General features: G+C 73.7%; 17 protein-coding genes and 2 tRNA genes. 8 read left to right on the top strand and 11 right to left on the bottom strand.

What is annotated here, in order from left to right; translation table 11 throughout:
• Positions 1 to 18: 18 nt before the first annotated feature.
• Both MJ876_RS11745 and MJ876_RS11740 read right to left on the bottom strand, forming a co-directional pair.
• A complete protein-coding gene (locus MJ876_RS11745) occupies positions 19 to 1,422 on the bottom strand; it encodes a HAMP domain-containing sensor histidine kinase (protein WP_240236474.1) in 1,404 nt (467 codons plus the stop codon).
• The gene (locus tag MJ876_RS11740; protein ID WP_240236473.1) at positions 1,419 to 2,108 is read right to left on the bottom strand and encodes a response regulator transcription factor; all 690 of its coding nucleotides are present in this window, start codon (positions 2,106 to 2,108) and stop codon (positions 1,419 to 1,421) included. Before MJ876_RS11740 ends, MJ876_RS11745 begins: the two co-directional genes overlap by 4 nt.
• 102 nt (positions 2,109 to 2,210) lie before the next feature.
• Between MJ876_RS11740 and MJ876_RS11735 the strand changes: the two genes are divergently transcribed.
• Entirely contained in the window at positions 2,211 to 2,492 is a 282-nt protein-coding gene (locus MJ876_RS11735; protein ID WP_240236472.1) for a hypothetical protein, read from the top strand.
• Between the two features lie 36 nt (positions 2,493 to 2,528).
• On the top strand, positions 2,529 to 3,125 hold the full coding sequence (locus tag MJ876_RS11730; RefSeq protein ID WP_240236471.1) for a hypothetical protein: 597 nt from the start codon (positions 2,529 to 2,531) through the stop codon (positions 3,123 to 3,125).
• A 155-nt stretch (positions 3,126 to 3,280) separates the two neighbouring features.
• Here MJ876_RS11730 and MJ876_RS11725 read toward each other — a convergent pair whose 3' ends face one another.
• Positions 3,281 to 4,222 (bottom strand): hypothetical protein, encoded by a 942-nt coding sequence (locus tag MJ876_RS11725; protein ID WP_240236470.1) that lies wholly within the window; start codon positions 4,220 to 4,222, stop codon positions 3,281 to 3,283.
• Between the two features lie 175 nt (positions 4,223 to 4,397).
• On the opposite strand from MJ876_RS11725, the gene MJ876_RS11720 reads away from it, so the two are divergent.
• A complete protein-coding gene (locus MJ876_RS11720) occupies positions 4,398 to 5,021 on the top strand; it encodes a TadE/TadG family type IV pilus assembly protein (protein WP_240236469.1) in 624 nt (207 codons plus the stop codon).
• Positions 5,018 to 6,805 (top strand): pilus assembly protein TadG-related protein, encoded by a 1,788-nt coding sequence (locus MJ876_RS11715; RefSeq protein ID WP_240236468.1) that lies wholly within the window; start codon positions 5,018 to 5,020, stop codon positions 6,803 to 6,805. Before MJ876_RS11720 ends, MJ876_RS11715 begins: the two co-directional genes overlap by 4 nt.
• A gap of 4 nt (positions 6,806 to 6,809) precedes the next feature.
• Here the strand turns inward: MJ876_RS11715 and MJ876_RS11710 are convergent, their stop codons facing one another.
• The 4 genes from MJ876_RS11710 to MJ876_RS11695 form a co-directional block, all read right to left on the bottom strand.
• Complete coding sequence (locus tag MJ876_RS11710) at positions 6,810 to 7,502, bottom strand: hypothetical protein (protein WP_240236467.1); 693 nt, start codon at positions 7,500 to 7,502, stop codon at positions 6,810 to 6,812.
• A 187-nt stretch (positions 7,503 to 7,689) separates the two neighbouring features.
• Positions 7,690 to 8,175, bottom strand: a complete 486-nt coding sequence (locus MJ876_RS11705) for a PGPGW domain-containing protein (protein WP_240236466.1) — start codon at positions 8,173 to 8,175, stop codon at positions 7,690 to 7,692.
• 73 nt (positions 8,176 to 8,248) lie between these two features.
• Positions 8,249 to 9,715 (bottom strand): NADP-dependent phosphogluconate dehydrogenase, encoded by a 1,467-nt coding sequence (gene gndA, locus MJ876_RS11700; protein ID WP_240236465.1) that lies wholly within the window; start codon positions 9,713 to 9,715, stop codon positions 8,249 to 8,251.
• Between the two features lie 56 nt (positions 9,716 to 9,771).
• Complete coding sequence (locus MJ876_RS11695; protein WP_240236464.1) at positions 9,772 to 10,524, bottom strand: DsbA family protein; 753 nt, start codon at positions 10,522 to 10,524, stop codon at positions 9,772 to 9,774.
• Positions 10,525 to 10,601: 77 nt separating this feature from the next.
• Between MJ876_RS11695 and orn the strand changes: the two genes are divergently transcribed.
• The 4 genes from orn to MJ876_RS11675 all read left to right on the top strand — a co-directional run bounded on the left by orn (position 10,602) and on the right by MJ876_RS11675 (position 13,513).
• The gene (gene orn / locus MJ876_RS11690; RefSeq protein WP_240236463.1) at positions 10,602 to 11,270 is read left to right on the top strand and encodes an oligoribonuclease; all 669 of its coding nucleotides are present in this window, start codon (positions 10,602 to 10,604) and stop codon (positions 11,268 to 11,270) included.
• 51 nt (positions 11,271 to 11,321) lie between these two features.
• A tRNA-His gene (locus MJ876_RS11685) sits at positions 11,322 to 11,394 on the top strand.
• A 73-nt stretch (positions 11,395 to 11,467) separates the two neighbouring features.
• A complete protein-coding gene (locus MJ876_RS11680; protein WP_240236462.1) occupies positions 11,468 to 13,066 on the top strand; it encodes an NAD(P)/FAD-dependent oxidoreductase in 1,599 nt (532 codons plus the stop codon).
• Between the two features lie 174 nt (positions 13,067 to 13,240).
• Positions 13,241 to 13,513, top strand: a complete 273-nt coding sequence (locus tag MJ876_RS11675; protein ID WP_240236461.1) for a hypothetical protein — start codon at positions 13,241 to 13,243, stop codon at positions 13,511 to 13,513.
• A gap of 52 nt (positions 13,514 to 13,565) precedes the next feature.
• Here the strand turns inward: MJ876_RS11675 and MJ876_RS11670 are convergent.
• The 4 genes from MJ876_RS11670 to MJ876_RS11655 all read right to left on the bottom strand — a co-directional run bounded on the left by MJ876_RS11670 (position 13,566) and on the right by MJ876_RS11655 (position 17,778).
• Positions 13,566 to 13,638: transfer RNA gene (locus MJ876_RS11670), tRNA-Lys, on the bottom strand.
• A 61-nt stretch (positions 13,639 to 13,699) separates the two neighbouring features.
• Complete coding sequence (locus MJ876_RS11665) at positions 13,700 to 15,535, bottom strand: glycoside hydrolase family 15 protein (RefSeq protein ID WP_240236460.1); 1,836 nt, start codon at positions 15,533 to 15,535, stop codon at positions 13,700 to 13,702.
• A complete protein-coding gene (zwf, locus tag MJ876_RS11660) occupies positions 15,532 to 16,977 on the bottom strand; it encodes a glucose-6-phosphate dehydrogenase (protein WP_240236459.1) in 1,446 nt (481 codons plus the stop codon). Before zwf ends, MJ876_RS11665 begins: the two co-directional genes overlap by 4 nt.
• Before the next feature lie 24 nt (positions 16,978 to 17,001).
• On the bottom strand, positions 17,002 to 17,778 hold the full coding sequence (locus MJ876_RS11655) for a DUF427 domain-containing protein (protein ID WP_240236458.1): 777 nt from the start codon (positions 17,776 to 17,778) through the stop codon (positions 17,002 to 17,004).
• Positions 17,779 to 17,829: the final 51 nt, after the last annotated feature.

Here is a 17,829-nt window from a genome sequence, read left to right as displayed (position 1 = left end):
CCGCCGCGTCGGTTCCGCTCAGGCCACGGGCAGCACCAGGGAGAACTGCGCGCCCGGGCCACCGGGGGCCTCGCTGCACGTCACGTCCCCGCCGTGCGCGCGGGCGATGCCCCGGGCGATGGGCAGGCCGAGCCCGGCGCCGCCGCTGCGGCGGGCGGCGTCGAGGCGGACCATGCGGTCGAAGATCCGCTCCCGCTCGGCGGGCGGGACCCCGGGGCCGTCGTCGACCACGTCGAGACCCGCTCGGCCGGCGCCGGAGCGGACCCGCACCACCACCGCGTCCCGGGCGACCCCAAGGGCGTTGTCGACGAGGTTGCCGAGGGCGCGGGCCAGCCGGTCGCGGTCGCCGGTGACGACCACCGGCTCCCCCTCGGCGCGCAGGTCGAGACCGGGGTGGGACAGCTCCCGGGCGGCGACGACGTCGCGGGCCAGGGCGAGCAGGTCGACGGGCTCGCGGCGCAGGCTCAGACCCGCGTCGATGGTGGTGATCAGCAGCATGTCGTCGACGAGGCGGCCGGCCCGCCTGGACTCCCGGATCAGGGTGGTCAGGACCCGCTCGCGCTCGTCGCGGGGAGGGTCGTCGCGCAGCACGTGCTCGGCCGCCGCCTGCACCCCCGTGATCGGGGTCCGCAGGTCGTGCGCGGCGTCCGAGAGGAACGTGCGCAGCCGCTGCTCCGAGGCCACGGCCCGCTGCTCGGCGCCGACGACCTCGTCGAGCATCTCGTCGAACGCGGTGGCCGTGCGGCCCAGCTCCGACGTCGGCGTCGTCGGGTCGAGGCGGCGGCCCCGGTCGCCGCGGGTGATCGAGCGTGCGACCTCGGTGATCCGGTCGAGCGGGCGCAGCGCCCGCGCGACCACGAGGGGGACGGCGAGCGCGGCCAGGAGCAGGACCAGGAGCGCCGTCGCGACCAGCACCACCCGGACCTGCGTGACCGTGGCGGACACCGACGACGCGTCCGCGGTCAGGGTCGCGGTCCCGTCGCCGTCCAGGTCGACGCTCACGGCCAGCACGTCGCCGCGGGTGACGACGTCCCCGGGGTCGAGGGGCTCTCCCCCGGGTGGGCCGTACGGTCCGCGCGGCCCGGGGCCGCCGGGCCCGGGTCCGCTGCTGTCGCCCTCCGGCACCTCCGGTCCCGCGGTGTAGGTCTCGCCGTCGTCGTCGGTGACGACCACGGAGATGCCGTTGCCCTCGAGCCGTCGGGCGAGCTCCTCGTCCTCGTAGTCCTCGGCGAGGACGGCGGCGAAGCCCGCGCGGTCGACCAGGCGGTCACGCAGCTGCGACTCGAGGCGGGCGGAGAGCGCCTGGTCGGTCGCGACGACGAGGACGACGAGGAGCACGGCGAGCGCCAGGAGCACGACCGCGACGACCCGGCGCCGCAGGGAGGGGGTGCGCAGGCCCTCGCCTCCCCGGCGGGTCCTCATCCGGCGGCCCGCAGCACGTACCCGAGGCCCCGCTCGGTGTGCAGCAGGCGCGGTCCGTGGGCCTCGATCTTGCGGCGCAGAGCGCTGACGTGGACCTGGACGAGGTTGTCGGCGTACTCGTCGTAGCCCCACACCTGGGTGAGGATCTGCGCGGGCGACAGGACGCGGTCGCGGTTCTCGGCCAGGAAGCAGAGGAGCCGGAACTCCGTCGCCGTGAGCGGCAGGCGGTGCCCGGCGCGGTCCGCGCGGCCGCCGTCCGGGTCGACCACGAGGTCACCCACCGTCACCGTGCTCGGCAGCGCACCCAGGCGCCGCAGGACGGCGCGGATCCGGGCGATGAGCTCCTCCGTCGCGAACGGCTTCGAGACGTAGTCGTCGACCCCGGCGTCGAAGCCCCGCAGCCGGTCGCTGACCGCCTCCCGCGCCGTCAGCATGACCACGCCCGCGGCAGAGCGGGCGTGGACGACGCCGACCAGGGCCGGTCCGTCCCGGCCGGGCAGCATCCAGTCGAGGACGACGAGCGCCGGCCGCCAGGCGTCCAGCTCCGTCTCGAGGTCCTCGCCGTCGGGCAGGGCGCGCACCTCGTAGCCGGCGGCCCGCAGCGCCGCGCCCAGGGACTCCCGGATCGCGGCGTCGTCCTCGACGAGCAGCAGGCGCGGTCCGTCGGCGCGGCGGGGGCTGGGCACGGGCACCAGTGTGCCGAGACGGGGCTGAAGAGGACCTGAAGACCGGGGCGCCGGCGCGTGGTCTTGAGGTCGCCTTCAGATCCGGCCGCCACCGTCGGAGCCATGGACCTTCCCGCTGACCTCACCCTGGTCGACCTGCTCGTCGTCGCCGTCGTCGTGCTCGCCTTCGCGGGCGCGCTCCGACGGGGCGGCGGCGTCCTCGCCGGAGCCGGCGCAGCGGTCGCCGCCCTCGTCGTCGCCTGGGTGGCCGTCGCCGCGACCGCCACCTGGGGTCCCGGCCCGACCGACCGCGTCGCCCGCGACACCGCCCTGCTCGACGTCGCCCCGGTGCCCGCCCGCGCCCAGCGCGAGGCCGAGGACCTGGTCGACAGCGCCTCGCGCTGACCCTCCCGCCCGTCCCGTCCCCACCAGAGGAGAACCATGAGCACCGAACGCCCCGACGACCACCCGACCGAGCGCCTGCCGCGCGACGAGGCGGAGACGACCCGCCTCGAGGCGGACGCCGGCGAGACCCCGGCCCCGGCGTCCGCCGGACGCCGCTCCTGGCGCTCCTGGCGCCCCTCCCGACCGGGCCGGACCTGGCGCAGCGGCCTCGCCGCCGGGGTCGGGGTCGGCGCCCTCGCCGGTCTCGCGATCGGCCTCGGCGGGCCCGCCCTGGCCGACCGGGCCGACGACGACGGCGCCGCCGGTCGTGGCGTCGACAGCTCCGAGACCGGCCCCGCCGCCCCGGGCGGCGAGGAGGGTGACGCCCCGTGCGGTCCCGGCGGTCCCGGCGGTCCCGGCGGGCATGGCCCCGGCGGTCCCGGTGGCCCCGGCATCGGTCCGGGTGGTCCCGGCGCACCGGACGCCGCACCGGACGGCGCGCCGGACGACGCGCCGGACGACGGGGGCGAGAGGCCCGAGCCTCCCGAGGGCGCACCGGAGGCGCCGGAGGACGCCCCCGAGACGCCGCAGTCGCCGCAGTCGCCGCAGTCGCCGCAGGACGACGCGTCGCCGTCGGGCGCGCGCCAGACCTGACGGGCACCCGGCAACAGCAACGGAGGCGAGACCAATGGGGGTGCGGAAGGTTGTGGCGCCCCCGGGGGCCGGGCCCCCGCCAACCCCCACGGGGGCCCATAGGGGTGCCGGGGGCCAGGTCCTCGCCTCCGTCGTGCTCGATCCGGGCCGTCTGGTCAGCGCCGCGGACGCCTGCGGCACGCGAGCGCGGTCAGGCCGACCGCGACGGCGTCCTCCACGAGCCCGGCGGCCCAGTTGGGCATGGTGGCACTCGCCCGGGACCGCCACCCGGCTCCGGCGAACGACCCGACGGCCGCGCCGAGGCCCCCGGCGACGACGGGGCCCAGCGTCCGGGCGTCCTCGCGACGGGCGAGCATGCGCGCGCCGGCCGCGCCGGCACCGACGCGCCCGTAGAACGCGCCGTCGTCGAGGCGGCTCGGCACCACCGGCGACTTGTCCGCGGCCATCTCGCCGACGGTCATGAGCACCGTCGCGGTCCCGGCGGCACGGCCCGGGTTGCCGGTCAGCACCGGGCCGGCGACACCGAGCGACGTGCGGGCGCCGGCGGCGGTCCCGAGCGCGAACGACCGGGTCAGCAGGCCGAGCCCGGCGCGGCCGGGCCTGGTCAGGTCGACGACGTGCACCTCGGGGGCCGGATCGGGGTCCTGGGCACGGACGGCGGCCACCGTCACGGCCCCCATGACGAGGTGGGGGACGGCGTCTGCCACCCAGTCGGCCACCTCCCACTGCCGCGGGTCGGTGGCCCCCACGAGGGCGGCCGGGACGTCGGAGGCGGCCATCGCGACCGCTCCGGTCCCGGCGGCGGCCGCGAGGAACGGCAGCCGGACCCCGGCACCGCGGGCGACGCTCGCCACCACCCCGGTCGCCAGCCCCGCGCCGATGCCGCCGACGGCACCCCACGCGGTCCGGCGGGCCTCGTACGTCGAGCCCGAGCCGGAGATCGACCCGCCGGCCGCCTCGATCAGTCCCTCGACCGTCTGATCCGGCAGGTCGCTCCCCGGGCGACCCCTCAGGGCCATGTCGAGGTAGGTCACGGCGTTCAGCGCGGTCGTGCCCGCCGCTCCGGCCAGCAGTCCCCGTCGTACGGCTCCGGTCATCGCCACTCCTCCTCGGTCTCGTCCGGGACCCGGAGGCCCCGCCTGGCCCCCCGTTCCCCGGTCGGACCCAGCCACAACCCTGCCGTACTCCCCACATTCGCCATTCCGCCCTCGCCGGGGCCCTCGCGGACCTACGGTTCTCGCAGGTCAGGTGCGAGGACGAGGGCGAGCGACGATGCGTGGTCACAGGCGCCGCGACGAGCGGGGCGCGGCGGCGGTCGAGGCTGCCCTGATCATGCCGGTCCTGCTGGTGCTGGTCTTCGGCATGATCGAGATGGCGTTCCTGATGAAGGACAACGTCGCCGTCGCCTCAGCGACGCGGGTGGGCGCCCGGATCGCCTCCGCCGCCCCCAACGCCGGGCCGGCGCTCTGCGACGGGGAGGTCCCGTGCGCGCCGGGGTCGACACCCCGCTTCGCGCAACTGGCCGCGGACGCCATGCAGGCGAACGGGTCCGCGATCCCCACCGACCAGATCGACGAGATCTGGATCTACAACGCCAACGACCGCGGCTTCCTCGGCACCGGGTCCAGCTTCGAGGGCGCGACCTGCAACGCCCAGTGCGTGCGCTTCGTCTGGTCCCCGTCCCGGCTGGCCTTCCGCTACGGCGGTGGTGACTGGAACGAGGTCGCCACCACCGTCTGCGCGACCGAGGGGGCACGCGTCGGCGTCCGACTGCTCACCACGCACGAGTGGGTGGTGGGCCTCGACCTGTGGCCCGGCTTCCCGGACGACCTCGCGGTCGACGACCACGCGGTCATGGCGTTCGAGCCCCTGACGTTCGAGGACAACTGCGGATGAGGGCGTCCGTCCGGCGGAACCGGGGCGAGGACGGGTACGTCGCCATCGTCGCGGCCCTCCTCATCTCGTCGGTCCTGATGGCCGTCGCGGCCATCGGTGTCGACGTCGCCCGATGGTACGTGGAGGCCGAGCGGGTGCAGACCGCCGCGGACGCCGCGGCCCTGGCTGGCGTCATCTTCCTGCCCGACAACCTCCCCCGGGCGACCGAGACCGCCCGGCGCAGTGCGGAGCTGAACGGGTACGAGCACCTGGGCAACGCCACGGTGACCGTCGAGTTCGGGGAGCGACGCAGTCAGCTGAGGGTGACCGTCACGACCGCGGTGGACAACCAGTTCGGCGCGGCCATCGACGTCGACACCGCCACGATCACCCGTTCGGCGGTGGCCGACTACACGAGCCCGGCTCCCATGGGCAGCCCGTGCAACACCTTCGGGAACGAGCCACCCGGCGGGTCCTCCACCTCCGGCCCGTCCACCTCGGTGATCCCCAGCGCCTACCGCTCGGTCTGCAGCAGCCGGCCGTACTTCTGGGCGGCCATCGAGGGCCCGCAGACGAACAAGCAACAGGGCGACCGCTACAGCACCCAGCCGTGCACCGGCACGTACGGCTGCAACACGAGCACGTCCCGCAACACCGAGGCCACCTACCCGGACGGCTACTTCTTCGCGGTCAAGATCGGGACGGAGGCCGTCGGTGTGCCGGTCACGCTGCAGCTCTTCGACCCGGCCTACTACGCGACCGGCGCGACGTGCGGGACCATGCCGGCCGCGGCACCCCGCAACAGCATCAACCCGTACACGACCACGGACGCGATCGCCCGGTACGCGACGGGCAGCTCGGTGTACTGCAGCGGCGACCTCAATCCGGGCTCCAGCTCGACCTCGAACCCGGTGACCACGTCGTTCGCGCTCCGGGAGCAGAACGAGCAGCAGGATCCCACCGCGGGGGCCGCGATCTCCGGGTGCACGAAGCAGTTCCGGGGCATCCACGGCGTGCCGAGCATGGACAACCTGCGCTACAACAGCGGCACGGGCACGACCTACACCGGGACGCCGCAGGTGTCGTACAACCCCGACACGGCCAAGACGTTCCACCAGTGGTACCCGCTGTGCACCTTCACCCCCAACCGCACGGGCGACTACTACCTGCAGGTGCGCACGAACGTGGCGCTCGGCGGCACGCCGGAGCCGAACAACAACCGGCCGCCCATCGTCTACGCCGGCAACTCCCTCGTCACGGCGGCACCGACGAGCGGCAACACGACCGCCCTCGGGCTCGGCGCGAACTCGTTCGGCATCCGCGCCGTCAGCAGCGCCGCGGCCGGGATCTCGGTGTCGGGCTGGTCGCGCATGCCCATGCTCCAGAACACCCCGGACAGCACGGCCTCCTTCAACCTGCTGAGGGTGCTGCCCGCGGCCGCCGGTCAGAGCATCGCGTTCGAGTTCTTCGACGTCGCGGACGGCGCCAGCGCGACGGGCTCGGCCACGGTGCAGCCGCCGGCCGACGCGACCGGGTCGGTCCGGTCCGGGTTGACCGGCTGCACGGGTGCGATCAACGACCAGGACTTCACCGCCCTCACGGGGTGCGCGGCGCGCATCGCCCACTCGACCCACGACGGTCAGGTGCAGCGCATGAGGATCCCGATCCCGGCCGACTACGACTGTGACGAGACCGTCCTCACCGGGTGCTGGTTCAAGGTCGAGGTCAAGCAGAACGGCAACATCACGGACTTCACCACCTGGGACGCCTCGCTGGAGGGCGACCCGGTCCGCCTGATCGAGTAGCGCGTCAGCCCGTCGAGCGCAGCAGCCCGCCGCTGCGCGGTGGCAGCGGGAAGCCCAGGGCGGCCGGGACCAGGGCGCCGAGCGCCGTACGACCGGGGCCGAGGTCGCCCGACACGTCGTCGCCGACCATGCACACGGTCCACGAGACGGCGTCGGGGTCGTAGCCGGTGGCACCCAGGAGCGTGGTGAGGCCGCAGTGGCTCAGCGACTCGGCGACGGGGGTGCCGTCGCCGGGCCGGACCACCACGGAGCCCTCCTCGAGCTCGAGGGTCCGCGGGTCGAAGGGGCGCCAGGCGGTCATCGAGTCGGGCACGCGTCCGCGACGGTTCTCGTCGGCGACCATCGTCCACTCCGACTCGCTGAGGATCCGGACGGACCAACCCTTCACGTCCATGACCTCGCCGACGTCGCGGGCGACCTTCACGAGCCGCTCCTCGACGGTCGCGCCGATCATGGCGTCCAGCTCCGGCAGCGTCCGGTCGACGAGGTCGGCCAGCGCGTCGGCGAGCGCCGCCTCACGGTCGGCGCGCAACGCGTTGCGCACGAGCTCGGCGGCCGCCTCCACGAGCTGCCGTTCGACGTCGTCGAGCGGTCGGTCGCGGTCGACGGCGAGCCGGACGTCGCCGGGGGATCCCCCGGTGCCGTCGGCGTCGTGCACGCCGGCCGTCCCGCCGAGCGCGGCGCCCAGTGCCTCCACGGTCCTATGCACCACGTCCGCGGTCGTCCCGCGGGCATGGCTCAGTGCCCTTGCCACGCTGCCCCCCCCAGGCCTCAGGCCACCGTCCCCCCGACGTTCATCGGCAGTGGCCAGCGAGTCCGCCGTCGCCGGCGGAAGTTGATGACTGGCCACCGATGGTATCGGCAGACGCGGTCCTGCGGAACCGTTACGCGGGAGGGGTCGTGTCCGACGCGACCTTCTGCTCGGCCTCGGCCTCGGGGTGGTCGGCGCCGCGGAACTTGACGAAGGAGTAGACGAGGATCCCCAGCGCGACGACGCCGGAGAAGATCAGGGTCCCGCCGGCGACGGCACCGCCGGGGAGCCAGGTCCAGGCCGGGAGCTGCGACGGCCACCAGGAGGGCTCCGGGGGCGAGACGATCCAGAAGACGCCCACGCCGATCAGCCAGACCACGCCGAAGGCGGACGCGATGATCCGGGGCCAGGTCTGGACGCCGTCCGCTGCGCTCTTGAAGGCCCACCGCTTGACGGACTCGAGGCGCCGCTCGGCCCACTCGTACTGCTGGGCGAGCACGAGGACGGCGAGCAGGATGATGAGCGCCCCGGGGCCGGGCAGCGGGATCGCCAGCACGCCGACGACCAGCAGCACCCAGCCGACGATCTTGAAGGTGTACTCCTTCGCCGTCTGCTTCATGAGCGGGACCTGCGCGCGCCGACCATGCCCCCAGGTTGCCAGACCTGCCGTAGCCGGACCCCCGGAACGACCCTCACTCCTGCTCCTGCTCGGACCGGTCGCCCGCCCACAGCGTGTGGAAGGTGCCCTCGCGGTCGACCCGGCGGTAGGTGTGGGCGCCGAAGTTGTCGCGCAGCCCCTGGATCAGCGAGGCGGGCAGCCGGTCGCGGCGCAGCCCGTCGAAGTACGAAAGGGAGGACCCGAACGCCGGCACCGGGACGCCGGTCCGCGCGGCCGTCGCGACGACGTGGCGCCAGGCGTCGACGCCCTCGTGCAGGGCGTCGGCGAAGAAGCCGTTCGTCATCAGGGTGGTCAGGTCGGGCTCGTCGGCGAACGCCTCGCGGATGCGGTCCAGGAACCGCGCGCGGATGATGCAGCCGCCGCGCCAGATGGTGGCCATGGACCCGAGGTCGATGTCCCAGTCGAACTGCTCCGCGCCCGCGCGGATCATGTCGAAGCCCTGGGCGTAGGCGACGATCTTGGAGGCGTACAGGGCGAGGCGGACCTCCTCGACGAAGCGCTCCCGGTCGTCGATGGCGTCACCGGGGGTCTCCTCGGGGTCCTCGGCGAACATCGACCGGGCCGCCGCGCGCTGCTCGACGTGACCGGACAGGCTGCGCGCGAACGTGGCCTCGGCGATGCCGGTGATGGGGACGCCGAGCTCGAGCCCGGTCTGCACCGTCCACCGGCCCGTCCCCTTCTGCTCCGCCTCGTCGGCGACGACGTCCACGAAGGGCTTGCCGGTCTCGGCGTCGGTGTGCTGGAGGACGTCGGCGGTCATCTCGATGAGGAACGACTCGAGGTCGCCGGAGTTCCAGGACTCGAAGACCTCACCGATCTCGGCGGGCTCCATGCCGAGGACGTTGCGCAGCAGGTCGTACGACTCGGCGATGAGCTGCATGTCGGCGTACTCGATGCCGTTGTGGACCATCTTCACGAAGTGGCCGGCGCCGTCGGGGCCGACGTGGGTCGCGCAGGGCGTGCCGTCGACCTGGGCGGCGATCCGCTCGACGACCGGGCCCAGCGTCTCGTAGGCGTGCTCGGAGCCGCCCACCATGATCGAGGGGCCCTCGAGGGCGCCGACCTCGCCGCCCGAGACGCCCATGCCGACGAAGTGGATGTCCTTCTCGGCCAGGGCCTTCTCGCGCCGACGGGTGTCCTCGTAGTGCGCGTTGCCGCCGTCGACCACGATGTCGTCGGCGTCGAGCAGGGGCAGCAGGTCGTCGATCACCGCGTCCGTCGCCTGGCCGGCCTTGACCATGATCACGATGGCGCGCGGCCGCTGGATCGAGGCGACGAAGTCCTCGAGGCTCTCGGAGGCCACGAAGTCGCCCTCGTCGCCGAACTCGTCGACCAGCGCGGTCGTCTTGGCCGCGGTCCGGTTGTGGACCGCGACGGTGAAGCCGTTGCGGGCCATGTTGCGGGCCAGGTTGCGGCCCATCGTCGCCAGGCCCGTGAGGCCGATGGTCGCGCGGGGGTCGGTGGAGGAGGCGTCACTCATGTCAGCAGCCAACCACGACGGGCCGTGGGCATTCCCGGCCTCGGCCCCCGGGGGGCTCAGCCGACCTGGTCGAGGGTGTTCTGGACGACCTCGTCGATGGTCTGCCCACCGACCACCTCGCCGTCGACGATCACGGTCGGGGTGCTGTTGACGCCCGCCGACTGCGCCTCGGAGGTGGCCTGCTCGACGAAGTCCTGCTGCGCCATGTCCTCGATGCCCGGGCGGACGGCGGCCTCGTCGGCGCCGGCCGCGACGGCCTTCTCGACCAGCCAGTCGGCGTCCGGGAACGTGGCGTCGGACTCGGACGGCTGGTCGGCGTACAGCTCGTCGTGGAAGCGCTTCGCGACCTCGGGGCCGGACTCCTCGAGGACGACGGCGAAGGCGTTCACGGCGCGGGGCGAGTAGTCGTCGAACCCGTCGAGGAGCACGAAGGGCCGGTACTCGACCCGGGCGTCGCCGTCCGCCGCGGCCTGGGCGAGGTCGTCGTTGGCCTCGGCCTCGAAGGCGCCGCAGGCGGGGCACAGGAAGTCCTCGTAGATGACGATCTCGGTCGGGGCGTCCTCGGGACCGATCGTCAGGCCGTAGTCGCTGGACCCGGCCTGGACCTCGTCGGTGTCCACCCCGGAGCTGTTGACGACCAGGACGGCGGCGACGATCAACGCGATCACGACTGCCGCGACGCTGCCGCCCATGACGAGCACACGGCGCCTCTCCCGCTTCTGCTGCTCCTCCCGGACGGCGGCCGCGCGGGCCGCGGCGCCCTTCCCGGAGCCCTTCGGGGACGGCTTCGTGCTGGGTCGGTTCGCCATGGGACAGAACGGTAGACACGGATCCTGAACCCGTCCTGAGGACCCCGGAACCTCCACGGTGCGTAGGGTGAACGACCGTGAACGAGCGACTGGTGTGGATCGACTGCGAGATGACGGGTCTCGACCTGGGGGCCGACGCGCTGGTCGAGGTCGCGGCGCTCGTGACGGACTACGACCTCACCGTGCTGGGTGAGGGTGTCGACGTCGTCGTCCGCCCGCCCGACGAGGCGCTCGAGCAGATGGGCGAGTACGTCACCGAGATGCACCGCAGCTCCGGTCTGCTCGAGGAGCTCGAGGCGGGGACGACGTTGGCGGACGCGGAGGCGCAGGTGCTGGCGTACGTCCGCGAGCACTGCCCCGAGGGCTCGCGCCCTCCCCTGGCCGGGAACTCGGTCGGCACCGACCGGGCGTTCATCGCGCGGGACATGCCGGACCTGGAGAAGGCCCTGCACTACCGGATCATCGACGTCTCCTCGATCAAGGAGCTGTCCCGCCGCTGGTTCCCCCGCGCCTACTTCCAGGCGCCGGCCAAGCGCGGCAACCACCGGGCCCTCGCCGACATCCGCGAGAGCATCGAGGAGCTCCGGTACTACCGGGAGGCCGTCTTCGTGCCCACCCCGGGGCCGGACAGCGCGACGGCGCGGGCGATCGCGGAGCGCCACGGCGGCGCGCTGACCGGGCTCGGCGAGCCCGACGCCCCGGGTGAGGCGCCCGGCGAGGAGGCTGCCGGTTCGGCCCCGTCCTGAGGCGACCGCTATGATCTCTCCCGGTTCGCGGCTGGTCCGCGTGCCGCCATGGTGGGCGTAGCTCAGCTGGTAGAGCGCCGCGTTGTGGTCGCGGATGTCGCGGGTTCAAGTCCCGTCGTTCACCCCGTTCGTGTGGCCCCGTCCGATCCCGGACGGGGCCACACGCGTCCCGGGGCCGGTCCCCTAGGTTGACGACCATGTCCGCTCCCCTCGCCCCCACCGACCACCACGACGTCGTGGTCGTCGGCGGCGGCCACAACGGCCTCGTCGCCGCGTGCTACCTCGCCCGGGCCGGCCTGTCGGTCCTGGTGCTCGAGCGACTGGGGCACACCGGCGGCGCCGCGGTGTCGGCGCAGGCGTTCAGCGGCCACGCCGCGCGGCTGTCGCGCTACAGCTACCTCGTCAGCGTGCTCCCCGACGCGATGGTGGCCGACCTCGGCCTCGACCTGAGGCTGGAGTCACGACGCACGGCGTCGTACACGCCGCTGGTCCGTGACGGACGGGCCACCGGGCTGCTGGTCGAGCGCCCGGAGGGCGAGGCGACCCGGCGCTCGTTCGCGGAGGTCACCGGCAGCGACGACGCCTACGCGCAGTGGCAGGCGTTCGGCGCGGACGCCGAGGCCCTGGCCGCGGCCGTCGCCCCGACCCTGATGCAGCCGCTGCCCCGCGAGGCCGACGTCCGGGCGGCGGTCGATGAGCGGGTGTGGCGCGAGCTGGTGGCGACGCCGCTCGGCGTGACCGTGCGCGAGCGCCTCGACGACGACCTGCTGCGCGGCACCGTCGCCACCGACGGCCTGATCGGCACCTCGGTCTCCCTGGACGACCCGAGCCTGGTGGCGAACCGCTGCTTCCTCTACCACGTCGTCGGCAACGGCACCGGGGAGTGGCGCGTGCCGGTCGGCGGCATGGGCGCGGTCACCGGCGCCCTGCGCGCGCGGGCCGAGCAGCTCGGGGCGACCGTCCTGACGGGCGCCGGGGTCTCCCGGATCGCCGCCGACCGCGGCGCCGTCGGCGGCGGCGCCGAGGTCACCTGGGACGACGCCTCCGGCAGCCACACCGTCCCGGCGGGCCACGTCCTCGCCAACGTCGCGCCCTGGGTGCTCGAGATCCTGCGGGGTGGCGCCGCCGACCCGTCCACCAAGCCGGTCGGCGCCCAGCTCAAGATCAACCTCCTGCTCGACCGCCTCCCGCGGCTGGCCTCCGGCGTCGACCCGGAGGTCGCCTACGCGGGCACGCTGCACCTCGACGAGGGGTACGTTGCGCTGGAGGCGGCGTACGCCGACGCGGCCGCCGGCCGGCTGCCCGAGCGCATCCCGGGCGAGGTCTACTGCCACTCGCTGACCGACCCCTCGATCCTGGGTCCGGACGCGCCCGCGGGCCAGCACACGCTGACCTACTTCGGCCTCCACACCCCCTCGACGCTCTTCGAGGGCCCGGACGGCGAGCAGGTCCGCGCCGAGGCCACCCGGCGTGCGCTGGCCGGGCTGCAGCAGCACCTGGCCGAGCCGCTGGAGGACTGCCTCGCCCGCGACGCCGACGGCCGGCCCTGCGTCGAGGTCCGCACGCCGGTCGACCTCGAGCACGAGCTCGCGCTGCCGGGCGGCCACATCTTCCACGGCGACCTCGAGTGGCCGTGGGCGTCGTCCCGCGCCGCCCTGGACACGCCGGCGCAGCGGTGGGGCGTGCAGACCGACGCGGACGCCGTCCTGCTGTGCGGGTCGGGGGCGCGCCGCGGCGGCGCGGTGTCCGGCCTCGGCGGCCACGACGCCGCGATGGCGGTGCTCGAGCAGCGCTAGGTGCCCGGCCACCCGTCGGTGAGCTCGTCGGGCGGCGGGGCGCTCGAGGCGAGCCGCCTCAAGGAATCCGCAAGGAATCCGCAACGGCTCTGCTAGCCGTGACGGGCTGTCGGTGGTCTTCCCTACCGTCGGAGCACTCGCACGACGCGAGGACGTTTCTGGGGGGAGACGAGGATGGCGGTCGGCGTGGCGATGAGCAGGATCGGCAGCGGGGCGCACACGGTCGAGACGTCGGCGCCGCTGCGCTCCGGCATGCTGCACGAGGTGCACGCCCGCTGCAGCTGCGGGTGGCGGACCGTCGGCATCGCCCCCCGCCTCGACGAGGCGGCGACGACCGCCCGGGCCCACGCGGTCGGGCACACGGCGTCGGCGCTGTGCGCGGAGCGCGCCGAGCGGGCCCGCGTCGAGCAGCCCTCGGGCCGCTGGTGGCGGCTGCTGCGTCCCTGACCGCCGAGGCGGTGCGGGTCACGCCGTGGACGGCGTGACGGGTGAAGATCGGTACGCCACGTAGGACTTGAACCTACAACCCGCTGATTAAGAGTCAGCTGCTCTGCCAATTGAGCTAGTGGCGCATGGCTCGTCGAGCCGTCCTGAACTCTAGCAGCGGGGCCGCCGCGGGCCGTAATCGACTGCTCAGCCCAGGGCGCGGTCCAGGTTGATCGCGGCGCTGATGAGGGACAGGTGCGTGAACGCCTGGGGGAAGTTCCCGAGCTGCTCGCCGGTGAGGCCGACCTGCTCGGCGTACAGCCCGAGGTGGTTGGCGTAGGTGAACATCTTCTCCAGCGCCAGGCGCGCCTCGTCGAGCCGTCCCACCCGCGTCAGCGCCTCGACGTACCAGAAGGAGCAGAGGGAGAAGGTGCCCTCCTCCCCGTCGAGGCCGTCGGTGGCGTGGTCGAGGTCGTAGCGGAACACGAGGCTGTCGGAGACGAGCCTGTCCTCGATGACCGCCAGCGTGGAGACGAAGCGCGGGTCGTTCGGGGCGAGGAACTTCACCATCGGCATCAGCAGGACCCCGGCGTCGAGGACGTCGGAGTCCTCGTACTGCATGTAGGCGCCGACCTCGTCGTTCCAGCTCTCCGCCTGGATGCGGTGGTAGATCTCGTCGCGGACCTGCGACCACCGGGGGACGTCGCCGGGCAGGCCGCGCTGCCGCGCGACGCGGATCATGCGCTCGATGGCCACCCAGGCCATGAGGCGCGACGTCGTGTGCGGCTTCGGGTCGTCGCGGATCTCCCACATGCCCGCGTCGTCGTCGTCCCAGTGCTCCATCAGCCACTCGACGATGACGAGCAGGTCGCTCCAGGCGTCGTGGCTGATGCCGGGGCCGTACTTGTTGTAGAGGTAGATCGAGTCGATCAGCTCGCCGTAGATGTCCAGCTGCAGCTGCGCCACCGCGGCGTTGCCCACCCGCACGGGACGGGAGTCGCGGTAGCCGGCGAGGTGGTCCAGCTCGTGCTCCTCGGTGGGCACCTCCCCGTCGATCGTGTAGAGCACCCGCAGGGGGCCGAGCTCCTCGTCGTCGGTGCCGCGCTCCCCCAGCCGCTGCGACAGCCACTCCACGAAGGCACCCGCCTCGTCGGTGAACCCGAGCCGGAGCAGGGCGTACAGGCTGAACGCGGCGTCGCGCATCCACACGTAGCGGTAGTCCCAGTTGCGGCTGCCCCCGACGTGCTCGGGGAGGCTGGTCGTCGGCGCCGCCACGATCGCGCCCGTGGGCTCGTGGGTCAGCAGCTTCAGGGTGATGGCGGACCGCTCGACCATCTCGCGCCAGCGCCCGGTGTACGTCGACGTCGACAGCCACGAGCGCCAGAACCCGGCGGTGGCGTCGAACAGGTCGGCGACGTCCTCGTCGTCGGTGCCGCGCATCTCGTCGCCCGGCTCGAGCACCTCGAGCACGAACAGCGCCTGCTCCCCCGTCCTCAGCGTCACGTCGGCGACGACGTCCGCGCCGTCGACCTCGAGGTCGACGCTGGCGGACAGGCCGAGCGACAGCTCGCCGTCCTCGATCAGGACGCCGTTGTCGCGGCGGTCCGGGGTCGGCTCGACGCGCCCGTAGTCCGGTCGCGCGGCGAGCCGCATGGCCATCCGGGCGGTCCCGCGGACGGCGACCACCCGGCGGACGAGACGCTGCCGGTGCTGGGCGTCGTGGGAGGCCAGCAGGGGCATGAAGTCGTGGACCTCCGCCACGCCCTCCTCGGTGAGGAAGCGGGTGACGAGGATGGCGGAGTCGGGGAAGTAGTACTGCTGGGTCGTCGGCGTCCCCTCGGCCGGGCGCAGGCTCCACGAGCCCGCCACGTCGGGGTCGAGGACGGACCCGAACACGCTCGGGGAGTCGAAGCGCGGCGCGCAGAACCAGTCGACGGTGCCCTCGGTGTCGACCAGCGCGCAGGTGCGCAGGTCACCGACGAGGCCGTGGTCGCTGATCGGCGTCCACGGCTGCTCGTTGCCCGTCGTACGCCGTGGGCTCACTCCCCGCGGCCCAGGCGCCAGCCCGCGCGCGGCAGGTCGATCGCGGCCTGCGGGCCCCACGACCCGGGCTCGTAGGGGTGGACCTCGGGGCGGTTCTGCAGCACCGGCTCGCACACCTGCCACAACCGGTCCACCTCGTCGGAGCGGGTGAACAGGGTGCGGTCGCCGCGCAGCACGTCGAGCAGCAGACGCTCGTAGGCCTCGAGGGGCTTGTCGTCGGGCAGCGCCTCGCCCATGTCGAGACGGAGGGTCGCGTCGGCGAGCTCCATGACGGGGCCGGGACGCTTCGCGCGGACGTCGACGGAGATCTCCGGCTCGTCGGTCAGCTCCAGCACCAGCTCGTTGCAGCCCGCGGGGCGATCGCCGTCGGCGCCGTCCTCGAAGATGTGGGAGTGCGGCGTCCGGAACCGAAGGGTGATGGTCCGGCGGCTCTCCGCGAGCGCCTTGCCCGTGCGCAGGTAGAACGGCACGTCGCGCCAGCGGTAGGAGTCGACGTACGCCTCGAGGGCGACGAAGGTCTCGACGTCGGAGTCCTCGGCGACGTCCTCCTCCTCGCGGTAGCCGTCGTACTGGCCGAAGACCACGCGCTCGGGGTTCAGCGGCCGCAGCTTCGCGAACAGGTCGGCCTTGGCGTCGCGGAGCTTCTTCTCCTCGAACTCGCCCGGGTCCTCCAGCGCCACGAACCCGAGGAGCTGGCACAGGTGGGTGGAGATCATGTCGCGCAGGCACCCGGTGGACTCGTAGAAGCTGCCGCGGCCCTCCATCCTGAGGGTCTCCGGGACGTCGATCTGCACCGACTCGATGGACGAGGCGTTCCACGCCGGCTCGAACAGGCCGTTGGCGAAGCGGAGCGCGAGGATGTTCTGCACCGCCTCCTTGCCGATGAAGTGGTCGATGCGGAAGACCTGGTCCTCGTCGACGACCTCCTTCAGCGAGGCGTCCAGCTCGCGCGACGACTCGAGGTCGAGGCCGAACGGCTTCTCGATGACCAGCCGCGCGCGGTCGGTCAGGCCCTCACGGCCGAGCATGCCGATCATCCCGTCCATGGCCGCGGGCGGGACGGACAGGTAGACGAGGCGCTTGGACTCGCCGTGGCCGTCGTCGGAGAAGGTGTCCTCGGCGCGGCGGACGGCCGCCGCGAGCTCCGAGCCGTCGTCGGCGTTGGAGGTCTGGAAGCTGATGCGACCCAGCAGCTCCTCGAGGACCGTGTCGTCGATGTCGTCCACCGAGTCGCGCAGCCCGCCACGGACCTGCTCGCGGAACTCGTCGTCGGTGCCCGGCGAGTGGCGCCCTGACCCGATGACGACGTACTGCTCGGGGAGCCGCCCGGCCGCGGCGAGCTTGTACAGCCCGGGGAAGAGCTTGCGCTTGGCGAGGTCGCCGGTCGCGCCGAAGAGGAGGAGGACGTGGGGCGGCGGAGTGGTGCTCTCCTGGTGGGCCATACCTCATTGCTACCGCATCGACCCTCAGCGCCCTGCGGCGATCTCCACCTCGACCTCGCAGCGGGTGTCGTCGAAGCAGAGGTGACCCCCGGCGGGCACGACCTCGGTCAGCGGCTCCTCGTAGGACCAGGCGACGTCGGTGACGCCGGCGGCGGTCCAGTACGACGCCTCCCCCTTGTAGGGGCACTCGGTGCGGGTCGCCGTCCGGGTCACCTCGACGAGGAGGTCGTCGCGGGGGACGTACCAGCGCAGCGGGAAGCCGGTCTCGTTGACCGCGACCGCCCGGTCGGTGCGGGCGAGCACCTCGCCGTCCCTGCTGACCGTCACCCGACGGCTGCCCGGCAGGGCGTCGACCCGGTGGAACGGGTCGCGCGGATGCCCGACGATGCGCTCGCCCTCGTGCCACCACGCGTCGAGGGCCTCGGGGTCGAGGACGACGAGCCCCGCCAGGTCGGGGTCGGCGGGCCGGAGGGCGGCACGCGCGGCCCGCTGCTCCCCGCGTACCAGGTCGAGGGACTCGCCCTCGGCCGTGTGCGCCGCGAACGGCACGTCGGGGAACAGGACGCCGTCCTCGGGCGCGGTGGGGGCCTCGCCGCCCGCGGGCTCGAGCACCACCCCACGCAGGTCGGCCTCGGGGACGGCGTACACGCAGAGCAGGCGCCGCGGCTCCCACACCAGGTGCGCCCCGGTGGTGTCCACGACGACCTCGCCGCCCCACTCCGCCCGCACCCGCACCGGCGTCGCCTGGTGCCGCAGCTCCGCCCGTGCCTGCTCGAGCACCCCGCTGATCGTCGTCGCCATGCCTCCGACGCTAGCCCGCGCCGCCCACGGGAGGTCGGGCAGTGAGGAGCC

It is taken from the genome of Nocardioides sp. CFH 31398, assembly GCF_022436705.1.
Taxonomy (GTDB): domain Bacteria; phylum Actinomycetota; class Actinomycetes; order Propionibacteriales; family Nocardioidaceae; genus Nocardioides.
Note: the sequence above shows the minus strand (reverse complement) of the source record. Positions and strands in the feature narration are given on the sequence as shown.